General features: G+C 48.6%; 9 protein-coding genes. All 9 read right to left on the reverse strand.

The window, feature by feature from the left end; translation table 11 throughout:
• Positions 1-18: 18 nt before the first annotated feature.
• Positions 19-483 (reverse strand): 4Fe-4S single cluster domain-containing protein, encoded by a 465-nt coding sequence (locus BW42_RS06835; RefSeq protein WP_035408815.1) that lies wholly within the window; start codon positions 481-483, stop codon positions 19-21.
• A complete protein-coding gene (locus tag BW42_RS06840) occupies positions 455-2,284 on the reverse strand; it encodes an anaerobic ribonucleoside triphosphate reductase (RefSeq protein ID WP_035408818.1) in 1,830 nt (609 codons plus the stop codon). The genes BW42_RS06835 and BW42_RS06840 overlap by 29 nt, the downstream gene beginning before the upstream one ends.
• Before the next feature lie 240 nt (positions 2,285-2,524).
• Positions 2,525-4,564 carry an ATP-binding protein gene (locus tag BW42_RS06845; protein WP_035408821.1) on the reverse strand — a complete coding sequence of 680 codons (2,040 nt, stop codon included), beginning with the start codon at positions 4,562-4,564 and terminating at the stop codon, positions 2,525-2,527.
• Positions 4,565-4,665: 101 nt separating this feature from the next.
• Entirely contained in the window at positions 4,666-5,190 is a 525-nt protein-coding gene (locus tag BW42_RS06850; RefSeq protein ID WP_035408824.1) for an AAA family ATPase, read from the reverse strand.
• Between the two features lie 99 nt (positions 5,191-5,289).
• Entirely contained in the window at positions 5,290-5,973 is a 684-nt protein-coding gene (locus BW42_RS06855; protein ID WP_035408827.1) for an LrgB family protein, read from the reverse strand.
• The gene (locus tag BW42_RS06860) at positions 5,966-6,355 is read right to left on the reverse strand and encodes a CidA/LrgA family protein (RefSeq protein WP_052019064.1); all 390 of its coding nucleotides are present in this window, start codon (positions 6,353-6,355) and stop codon (positions 5,966-5,968) included. Before BW42_RS06860 ends, BW42_RS06855 begins: the two co-directional genes overlap by 8 nt.
• 431 nt (positions 6,356-6,786) lie before the next feature.
• Positions 6,787-8,619 carry a DNA mismatch repair endonuclease MutL gene (gene mutL / locus BW42_RS06865; RefSeq protein WP_035408831.1) on the reverse strand — a complete coding sequence of 611 codons (1,833 nt, stop codon included), beginning with the start codon at positions 8,617-8,619 and terminating at the stop codon, positions 6,787-6,789.
• 10 nt (positions 8,620-8,629) lie between these two features.
• On the reverse strand, positions 8,630-11,161 hold the full coding sequence (gene mutS / locus BW42_RS06870) for a DNA mismatch repair protein MutS (protein WP_035408834.1): 2,532 nt from the start codon (positions 11,159-11,161) through the stop codon (positions 8,630-8,632).
• Between the two features lie 62 nt (positions 11,162-11,223).
• The gene (locus tag BW42_RS06875; protein WP_023467714.1) at positions 11,224-11,661 is read right to left on the reverse strand and encodes a RicAFT regulatory complex protein RicA family protein; all 438 of its coding nucleotides are present in this window, start codon (positions 11,659-11,661) and stop codon (positions 11,224-11,226) included.
• Positions 11,662-11,668: the final 7 nt, after the last annotated feature.

Below are 11,668 nucleotides of genomic sequence, written 5' to 3' on the forward strand. Positions count from 1 at the left end.
AGATGGGGGAGTTTTTGTCTAATCCAAACGTTTGTTTAAATGCTGTCGATCATACATTCGTTGATTCGTACTCCCCCGAAAGCTTGTCGTTCGGTCAAGTTTCGATAGGATGAACGGACCATCAATCAATCCATCTAGTCGGCGTAACAAGGGGTGCCATTCTCGATGCTTGATGATCTCTTCCAACACATAGCCCGTATACAAGATCACTTCATAGTCTGGTCCGAGTCGTTCTAGTAGCCGATAGAGCGCTATTGCTTGTAACAACGGTTCCCCACCGGATAGCGTCAGGCGCCGGTGACCGGTTGCTTGAATCCGCGCGACCGTCTCGTCAATTGTCCAAGCTACGCCACCTGCAGGATCCCAGGAGGACGGATTATGACAGCCGGCACAGTGATGCGGACAACCGGCAAGAAATAACACCGTTCGTAAACCGGGACCATCGACGACGGAGTCAGGAAGAAGCGAGAGGACCCGTAACATCGTGTTTCACCCGATTCTGCTCTTCTGCCCGTTTCGCTTCATTCCAGCGGTCCAGCGTACCGACGAGATATCCGGTGATGCGCCGAATGCGTTCGATCGATCCACTCCCGCAAACTGGACATTGATCCTCGATCGTCTGCTCCGTTCGGCAATCAAGACAGCGATCGACGGGATGATTGATTGATCCATAACCGATTCCAGCCTCCGCCATTAAACGAACGATGTCTTCGATTGCTTCCGGATTTCCAGCAAGCGCACCATCCGTCTCGACATAGGTGATATGACCGCCATTACATAATGCATGGAACGGGGCTTCGAGTTGAATCTTCTCACGGATCGTCACGGGCGCATCGACAGGAATGTGAAAGGAATTTGTATAATACGGTCGATCTGTCACTCCTTCGATCTCACCAAAGTCACTGACATCGCGACGTGTGAACTTACCGGATAATCCTTCGGCCGGAGTTGCGAGTAAACTAAAGTTCAACCCTGTCTGTTCGCCAAAATTGTCGACTACCGTCCGCATCGCTTGAATCAATGCAAGACCAATCCGGTGTGCTAGTTCGGAATAACCATGATGACTCCCCGTCAGAACGGACAAACATTCAGCAAGTCCGATGAAGCCGACCGCTAACGTCCCGTGTTTGAGGACCGGACCTACCTGATCCGTATTTCTTAGCGTCTCACCGTCTTTCCAGACGTGTTGATATAAAAATGGAAACTCGTCAGCCGTTCGACTTGCCTGGAACTCATACCGTGCGATGAGTTGCCGGCATGCAAGTCTTGTCGTATCTTGGACGACTTCGAACATTTGATCGACGGTTTGACTCTGGAGTGCCAAACGGACGAGATTGATGCTCGTGAAGGATAAATTACCACGACCTGTGACGGACGGTATGTCTCCACGATCCTCGAATACACGGGTCCGGCATCCCATATACGCGACTTCCGCTTTTCCCGGTTGCTCCTGGTGATTAAATGGTGCATCGAGAAATGCAAAGTTGGGAAACAATCGCTTTCCTGTTACACGTGTAGCGAGTTGAAACAAATCATAGTTTGGGTCCATTGGTGACAGATTGATTCCTTGTTTAACTTTATAGATCTGAATCGGAAAAATCGGTGTCTCACCCTTGCCCAGCCCACGCTCCGTCGCTGTTAGCAAGGCACGTTGGAAGAGCCGCCCTGCATACGTCGTATTCGTTCCATAATTGACGGATAAAAACGGAACCTGTCCACCACCGCGCGAATGCATCGAATTCGTATTATGAATGAATGCTTCACATGCTTGAAACGTTTTTTCATACGTCTCCTGCCATGCATGTCGCTCCCGCTTACGCCGCTTCCAATGCGGAACGAGGTCATTTAGTTTCGTCCATTCCCGTTGATAGGTCTTTTCGACGAACGGCGCTAAATCATCATCAAAGGTTGCGAAGGCTTGTCCGCCATGCTGCATGTTTTGATTCGCCTGGACGATGATTGCCGCAAGGGCGAGGGCAGAACGAATGTCTTGCGCCGGACGGATTGAACCGTGCGTTGTCTGAAATCCGTTTGAGAGTAACTGACCGAGCGGAATTTGGGCACAAGTCGTCGTCCCAGTCACATAATAATCGGCGTCATGAATATACAAAATGTTGTCGTCAAGCGCCTGCAAGACATCCGCTTCGAGATGTCGTCGCATCATCTGCCGTGCTGCTTCCCCAGCAATCCGTTGTAACTTCGCAAGTGGTGTTTTGCCATCAATGTTTGCATTCTCTTGTTCGATCTCTTGCGGTGGTGTGAGTAACGCTTCTAAGCTCTCCATGATTCTTCTTCCTCTCACGCTTTTTTGTAATCACTATAGCGAGAGTACAGAAACGTTAGCAATCCCTGCACAATTTACGATTTTTTCAACTGTTTCAGCCGTTCTGTCATCAATCTGTTCGATTTATCGTTCAAATGTCTGCATCTTACTCGTTTTAGCCAAGCGCATGAATTTGGACGAATCTCACACGTGAAACGACAAAAAAGAAGAGGCGCATGATATCGCCTCTTCTTCGTCTCTTCATTCTGCTTCGAGTAACGCGTCCGTCGCACTTGGTAACTTGACCCGAAAAACCGTCCCTTCTCCCAAGATCGATTCGACTTCGATGTTGCCATCATGCGCTCGAACGATTTCCTTACAAATCGATAATCCAAGACCTGTTCCGCCGATTTTTCGGCTGTCTGAGTTATCGACACGATAGAACTTGCTGAATAGATGCGGCATCGAATGACTCGGAATCCCGATTCCGAAATCACGGACGCTTAGTTCAATCTGATTGTGCTGATGGGTCAGCGTCACAACGACATCCCCACCGTCCGGTGAGTATTTGACTGCATTATTCAATAGATTTCCAAGTAGCTGTTTCATACTGTTCGCATCTGCTTCGACCATAAAGTCCTGTTCGTCATTCAAATCAAGCTGCAGACTATGTTGTTCCGTCGCTGCTTGATAAAACTGAATTTGTTCCTTGACGATTTCTTTCAGATCAAAGATTTGTTTATCATACTCTTGCTTTCCTGACTCCATCCGCTGGACGTTCAAGAAGTCGCTGACAAGATTGGTCAATCGTTTCGATTCATCATGAATCGTTTGCAAGTATCGCTTGTTCCGCTCGGGATCCAGATCCCGTTTCAACATCAGCTCCGTAAAGCCATAAATCGAAGAGAGCGGTGTTCGAAGTTCATGCGAAACCGTCGAGACGAGTTCTGATTTGACCCGATCAACCTCTGTCTCAGCCGTGACGTCACGAAAGACGAGGATCGTTCCCTTCGACTGTTCTCCATGCGCGATGGCTTCGGCATAAACTTGAATGAAATATTCACCCTGGTCGATCGACAAAGAGAACATGCCCTCAGGGATCTCTCCCGATAAAACTTCTTCAAAGTACGCTTCAAAAGCTTCTTTCTGGTCCATCTGCTCGAACATCGTCTCTGGTTGGACCTCAAGAAACGTCATTGAGTCATTATCTTCCTCGACCTGTAACGACTGGAAGATATCAAATAATGCCTGATTCCCTAAGATCGTCTTTTCCTCATGTTTGATATAAAGAATCGCTTCCCGAACGGAATTCAACAGTTGCGCCGTCTCTTTTCGTTCGTATTCCATCTGTTCATAGAGTGACATCCGCATCAATGAGATCGCGATTTGTTTCGAGAACGATTCCAGTTCCGCTAGATCCTGTTGGTTGAATGGTGCGTCAAACCTTGCTAGATAGAGACAGGCAATCAATTCTTCTTTTGCCGGATCCATGATCGGAATAACACCTTCATAGACGTGATACGGATACTTGATGAGATCGTCGTTCGCGACCTTTTTTGAGGAATGTGCGGTTTCCTTTGAAATCATGACTCGTTTCAGCAGCAATGATTCTGTTTTTAAGCTCTCCTGCTGATCCTCCGTCATCTCCTTAGGAACGACTTGGGCGATCTCATTATTTTTGATCAGCAACAGGGCACCAAATTCCGTCTTCGTCAATCGGACGATCGTACTGATGACAGAAGAATAATCAAATAAACTCTCTTTTGAGGCAAGTGTTTCGATTAATTCGTTCCGATCTTGTAGATGCAACTCGTTCGTCCGGGTCACTTCCAAAGCGTGCTCAAGTTCGTCTTGCTTTTGCGTCAGTACTTCCTGATTGCGTTTCATTTCTTGATTCTTTGCTGACAGTTCCGCATGTTGTGATGAGATCGACCGTGCCATCTGGTAAAACGATGCCGTCAATTGACCGACTTCATTATGGCTGTCGACATCATGCTCGAGCGAAATAGACTTTCCTTCCGCAAGACGACGACTTTTGACATTCAATTCGCGGAGCTGTGATGTCACACGATGAATCAACGGACGGACGATGAACAATAGACAAAATAAAAAAACCATCAAGTTCAAAAACCAGAACCATTGTGTCTTTTGTAACTGGTCGAGTACCTGTTCTTTCGTCCGACCGTCTGCATTGTCCACGTATAAATAACTGGCAACCGATGTGATGACACTTAGTGCAAAGACACTATAAAAAATCGCCATCAACTGCCTGCCCAATTTCTCAGTCATCCAGTGTTTCATATTCATAAATCCTCCTAGCAATAAGTTGCCCTTCGTTCAAGATTGTTTCCTCCTCATCTATTATCATCTAATGATTCCCGGAAACATCTTTCTTGAATCCTTTATGGTCGGGCAGGCGAGAGTCCGATCCCAGTCACGAGGGCAATCGCATCGACAACTTGTCCTTTTGTCAGATCATCCGTCTGAATCTGTTGACTGAACAATGGATCGGTCAGTTGACGTAAGCGTTGTTCTGCCTGTTGACCACCCCATGAATTCGGATGCTCGAAGCGGCTAATCAACCGACGTTTGACAGTCGTCTCCTTCGCCATCAAGGCGATATGACGGACGTCATGACCGTTCGCTCGTAACGTCCCGATGATTTCCTGAAAGTACGCTGGATTCGTCAATGTCATCGGTACGATGATCCGTGCCTTTTCCGTATCGAGCTGCTCGAGGAGCTGTCGATTGAACGCACGCCACAACGGCTCATCCTGAAAGTCATCTTTGTTTGTCGGCAGCTGTGCTCGTAAAAAATAACCCGTCTCTTCCGGGTCAAAAATGTGCGAGCCGTTCCAACGTTGTTGTAATCCGTTTGCTGCAGTCGTCTTACCAACGCCAAACGTACCGTTAATCCAAATAATCATCTTGTTCTCCTCCACCCTGTTTTTGTTGTACTATACTGCTAAAACAGTCGACAAGTTTCAATCGACGATAAAAAAACACTCTGCTAAAGAACAGAGTGTTCACCCATATAACCATGTGATTAAAACCGGTGCGATGACACTGGCACAGACGGCCGTCAAGACCATCGTCAATAGACCGACCGCTCCTTCCCGTTGATCGAGACTCATCGACTTCGTCGCGCCCATGACATGAGCAATTGATGCTAAACCGACCCCACGGCTGACGAAGTGGCGAATCTTCAATCCCGTCATGAGCTTCGGACCAACGATCGATCCAGTTAACCCCGTCAATAAAACGAAGGCAGCCGTCAGCGTCGTCGTCCCACCAGCTTTTTGTGAAATTGCCAAGGCGACAGGTAACGTGACCGACTTCGGTAACAGAGCAAGATTCGTTGTCCGCTCAAGATGAAGCAATAGACCAAGTAACAAATCAGAGCTCATGGCAATACATGTTCCAAGCAAAACACCAAGTCCGATTTCTGGTAGAAAACGCCGAACGTGATGCCGGACGCGGTAGAGCGGAATCGCAAATGCCGTGATTGCCGGACCAAGCATCTTCGATAGATATTGTCCACCTTGCATGTATTCTGCGTGTGAGACTCCAGAATAGACGAGAATTAAGATCAAAACTACCGTTACCGTCAGGATTGGTAACGTCCAGACACGAGGATAACGTTGATAGATGAACATTGCGATACTAAACAATGCAATTGACAGGATGATCCAAAACAGTGCCTCATTCATGTCGTGTCACCGCCTCTTTTCGGTGTGCTAAACGATCGACGATATATGCTGATCCGACTAATGTCAGAAGGCTACTGACGATGACGATCAACACGACCTGTAAGCCGGACGTCCGGAGAAATACGGTATAATCCATGATTCCGGACAGTGCTGGAACAAAGAACAATGGCATGACGAACAGAAGAAATGTCCCGCCCCGTTCAACAGCAACGAGTGGGAGCAGACGGCTTTTTAACGCCAGGTACAGTAGAATCAAGCCGATGATGTTACCGGGTAATGGTAATTGAAAGGTTTCGCTCACCCAGTCCCCACTGAGTGAAAAGCAAAAAATGAGTGCGATTTGAGCAATGATTTGAATAATACGCATAACGCGTGACAGCATGATAAAGGTCCCCTTGTTAACAGTTTCGGGTCCTATTATCCGCCTCTTTCCTTCAACAATCAATGAAATCTAGTGAATCAACCGAGGTAACCGTTCTCATGAAAAACCACACTTTTTTTGTATTAGAACAAACAAAAACTACTCAATCGTGTATCAGTACAATAAATGATTCGAGACGAACGAAAAAGAGGCTGACTCCAAAAAAGAATGACGCGTCTTTTCACGCACTTTCCTCAGGCGAGACACAAGCCAGTTTTCCTGCTTTATACAAGCAGGAAAGCGGGTCTTGTTTGTCTCTGAAGCGCATAAATGCGCTTTTTCCTGTAGGAGTTGCGTATGACGCGTCATTCTTTGTAGAAACTAACTTTTGAGTCAGCTCCCTTTTCTATAATCTGAGACGACACCTGAATGGGATCGACTCCTCTTCTTGATCACATGACCCTTTTGAATAACTTCTCGAGTTCATATGTCGTCCATTCAATGATGACTGGACGTCCGTGTGGACACGTGAACGGCATCTCTGTCTTCGCTAAATCATCAATCAACCGACGCATCATCTCATCGTTCAACGGATGATTCGCCTTGATCGATTTCTTACATGCCATCATGATGGCGGCATCTTCCCGATACGTCTCAAGATCGATTTTCCGTTTCATCAATGCCTCATCGAGTAATTCTTGAATCGTCTCTTCCTGTCGATGGGACGGGAACCACGTCGGGACTTCTCGGACGATGAAGCTCTGTGGACCGAACGCTTCGAATTCAATGCCGACGTCTTTTAGTAACGGAAGGATTTCCTCCATTCGTTTCATGTCATCTGACGAGATTTCAAACGTATATGGTAAGAGTAATTGCTGCCGTTGCTCCGGTGGTCGACCGAACATGACTTTATACGTCTCGTATTTGATCCGTTCCTGAGCCGCGTGTTGATCAATCATATACATCCCTTCTTCTCCGGCACAGACGATATAGGACGAATGAAGTTGTCCGATGACGTCGAGGTGTGGAAAGCGCGGACGCGCGTGGGATTCCTCCATCGGTTCGACAACGTCCTGCTTGACCGGTTCGATGGGCTCGAATAGATCATCCTCGTTACTAAATGGCAATGGTTTCTCTACAGAGGGTCGATCGTCCTCTTGCGGTTTTTTCGGAATCGGATAATTCCAGACTGCTCGCGATGACGTCTCCTCGACCGGTTCCGCGACGTAAGAAAAATCGAGTTTCTCTTGACTACTCGGATCCTTTTTCGGTTTCGGTGGCGTCACCTTCGGAATCAACGTCTCTCGGCTGAGCGTCATCTTGATTGTCTCTTGAATCAACTGGCAGAGTTCCATCTCTTTTGAGAGACGAACTTCCCGTTTCGCCGGGTGGACGTTGACGTCAATCAGGAGTGGATCCATCGTCACCTCAATGACGGCAATCGGATACCGTCCAATCGGTAAGAGCGTATGGTAACCGTTCAAGACCGCTTGCGTCAGGGCGAAGTTTTTGACCGAACGTCCATTAAGAATCAACGTGATGTAATTCTTCGAGGCACGGGTCACTTCCGGTTTGACGAGATGACATGTCAGTTGATAATCGGCATTCGCTCCCTTAGCGACCAACGTCCCTTGGATCGTTTGATGACCGTAGACACTCGCCAGTGCTTGCCGGACGTCTCCCGATCCATTCGTCTGAATCAGCGTCTTCCCTTCATGGGTAGCCCGAAGCTTGACGTCCGGATGGGCGAACGCCATTCGGTTCAACACGTCCGTGATTGCGGCAAGCTCCGTATGCGTCGTCTTTAAATATTTGAGCCGAGCCGGTGTATTGAAGAAGAGATGCTCGACTGTCAATTCCGTTCCTCGGTTCATGGCAGCTGGTGTCCGCTGAACGACCGTCCCGTACTCAAGCGTCACTTGAATCCCTTCCGCGTCCTCGCGTTTCGTCTTCAACGTCACTTTACTGACGGACGCGATCGAGGCAAGGGCCTCTCCGCGAAAACCAAGTGTCTTGATTCGGAACAAGTCATGCTCGTCCTTAATCTTACTCGTCGCGTGACGAACGAAAGCCAGTTCAGCGTCATCCGGGTAAAACCCGTGTCCGTTGTCACGGATCGTCATCCGTTTCATTCCGGCTTCTTCGAGTTCGACATCGATTTGGGTCGCACCGGCATCAAGTGCGTTCTCGACCAGTTCCTTGACGACCGACGCTGGTCGTTCGACGACTTCTCCCGCCGCGATCCGGTTCGCTAAACTATCGGATAATTCACGAATGATTCCCACTGCATTCTCCTCACTTTCTCGCTTCGGCTTGTAGACGATACAGCGTATTCAATGCCTCGAGTGGCGTCATATTGATCAAATCAAGACTCGCCATCGTCTCACGCAGCGGATCCGCATCTGAGAACAGACTGAGTTGATCAATCGGCTCCTCCTGAACAGGAGCTTTTACAGGTGCTGCGACCGGAACAGGCTCAGACTGCTCGAACTCGGACAAGAGGACTTGCGCCCGTTCGATCAGACTATCTGGTAAATCAGCTAACCGTGCGACATGGATTCCGTACGATTGGTCGGCTTTTCCGTCGCGTACTTCATGTAAGAAGACGACACGCCCATCTTGTTCAACGGCACGGACATGAACGTTCGCTAATCGATCAATCGATTCTTCGAGCACCGTCAGTTCATGATAATGGGTCGAAAATAGCGTCTTCGCTCCAACGTGCCGGGCGATGTGTTCAACGATTGCTTGTGCGAGTGCCATCCCGTCGTACGTCGAGGTCCCGCGACCAATTTCATCAAGCAGGATCAAAGACCGGTCCGTTGCACGCGTCAAGGCTTCTTGTGTCTCGACCATCTCGACCATGAATGTCGACTGTCCACTGACGAGGTCGTCTGCTGCCCCGATCCGGGTGAAGATTTGATCGAAGATCGGCAGTTCCGCTTGAGCAGCTGGTACGAACGAGCCAATTTGATGCAATAAAGCAATCAAGGCGAACTGTCGCATATAGGTCGATTTACCGGACATGTTCGGTCCAGTGATCAACAGCATCTCGCGTCCTTCGTTTAAGGTAATCCCGTTCGCGACGTATTCACCGCGCGGTAAGACTGTCTCGATGACCGGGTGACGTCCTTCCTGAATATCAACCGTTCGGCCGGTCGTCGTGATTGGTCGGACATAGTCGTGTGTTTCGGCAATCTCAGCCAGTGCGACGAGGACGTCGAGTTCCGCAATCCGGCGACTGACGCGCTGTAAGCTTTCGATATGTCCTTTGACTTCGTCACGCACTCCACAGAAGAGATCGTACTCGAGCGTGACACTTTTCTCTTCCGCACCAAGGATCAGCGCTTCTTTTTCTTTTAATTCCGGTGTGATATAACGCTCAGCATTGGCGAGTGTCTGCTTCCGTTCATACCGTCCTTCCGGTAACAGTTTGGCATTTGCACGCGAGACCTCGATGTAATAGCCGAAGACACGGTTGTAACCGATCTTCAACGTCTTGATGCCGGTTGCTGCTCGTTCATTTGCTTCGAGTGTCGCAAGCCACGTCTTGCCGTCTTTTGAAGCGACAAGTAACTCGTCGAGGTCTGGTGAATAACCGGACTTGATCATCCCGCCCTCTTTCGTTGAGATCGGTGGGGCTTCAACGAACGCACGATCGAGTAGATCGCTCAATTCGTCGTGTGGATCGAGTCCGAGACTAAGTTGACCGAGACGTTCGCTCATCATCTCTTCAAGTGCTGATTGGATACGGGGAATCAATCGCAACGTCGACTTCAATTGAACGAGATCACGCGCTGACGCTGTTCCGTAACCGACTTTTGCGACGAGTCGCTCAAGATCATAGACTTCCCGTAACGTATCTTTTAATTGCTGACGCTCGAAATAGTGTTGCAACAGTTCCTCGACAGCGTCGAGCCTTTCCGTGATGACTCGCTCCGATAACAACGGTTTTTCCAGCCAGCGTTTCAGCATCCGTCCACCCATCGCTGTACCTGTCACGTCAAGTAGACCAAGCAACGAACCCTTTTTGTCTCCTGTCCGTGCCGAGCGGACGAGCTCAAGATTCTTGACCGTATTCGGTTCGAGTTGCATGAAATCGCTCGCTTCGTAGACAATGGCTGGTTGCAGATGTGTCAACGCTCGTTTTTGTGTATCGTGCATGTAGGCATAGAGGACAGCAAAGGCTTCCGCTTGGGCTGTATCAATCGCGCGATCTCCATGTGGATGTGTCTCGCGTCGTGAACTGCGCGTTAGCGGGATCCGTAAGGACGCAAGTGCCGTCTCATGTTCCTCTGTCGTGACGATGATTTCCCGTGGCAAGATAATGCTTAATTCTTTGATTACACCATCGAGTGTTGCAACGCTTGTCAAGGCACTCTCACCCGTCGAGACATCTCCTCTGGCAATCCCAAAGCGACCGTCCTGTTCAACGACCGCAACTAAGTAACGATTTTCTTTTTCTGTCAAGGCGGACATCAACGTTCCCGGTGTGATGACTTGGATGACTTCGCGTTTGACGAGTCCTTTCGTCAACTTTGGATCCTCGACTTGATCACAAAGCGCCACTTTATAACCACGCTCGATCAACTGTTCGATGTAGCCGTTCGCCGCGTGATGGGGCACGCCACACATCGGAATCGGATGCTCCGCGTTTTTACCGTTTTTCGCCGTCAACGTCAACTCCAGTTCATGGGCGACTTTCTTGGCATCCTCAAAAAATAATTCATAAAAATCACCGAGCCGATAAAACAAGAAAGCGTCCGGATAATCTGCCTTAATCGAGAAGTATTGTTTCATCATCGGTGTGTTGTGTACTGCTTCCATTCTTCCACCTCATTCGTCGAAAAAGCCGACGGATGTCCGTCGGCTTTTCGTTCATTTCGTGATTAGTAGCCGCAACCGCCGCTTTTGTTTTCTGCTTCCATACCGCTACCTGTCTTACCTGCAAGAACGTCTCCGTCCGTTGCTTCGATGATTTGATCCGTAATCCCGTTCGAGATCGTCACCGTGATGTATTGGAGAAGTCCGTTGACTTCTTCTTGCGTTTCTTGGAACTGTTGGACGACAGGCATCTCATCAAGCTCAGCGAACAATTTATCGAGCTTCGCTTCGACACGTGCGAGTGCTTCTGTTTTGCCGTAATGTTGGCAGTTAACTGCCTCTTTTTGAAGGAACTTGATTTGTTTCATCATCTTTTGGACTTTTTCATTCCCATTGATGTTGGCTTCTGCCGCTTTGAATCGTTCTACTTCCGGTGTCTCTGAAATCATTTTGGCGATTTCATTGGCTTTTTCGATGATTTGTTCATCTGTATACATCCACATTCGTCCC

The organism is Exiguobacterium sp. RIT341 (assembly GCF_000632205.1).
In the GTDB taxonomy this organism is placed as follows: Bacteria; Bacillota; Bacilli; order Exiguobacteriales; family Exiguobacteriaceae; genus Exiguobacterium_A.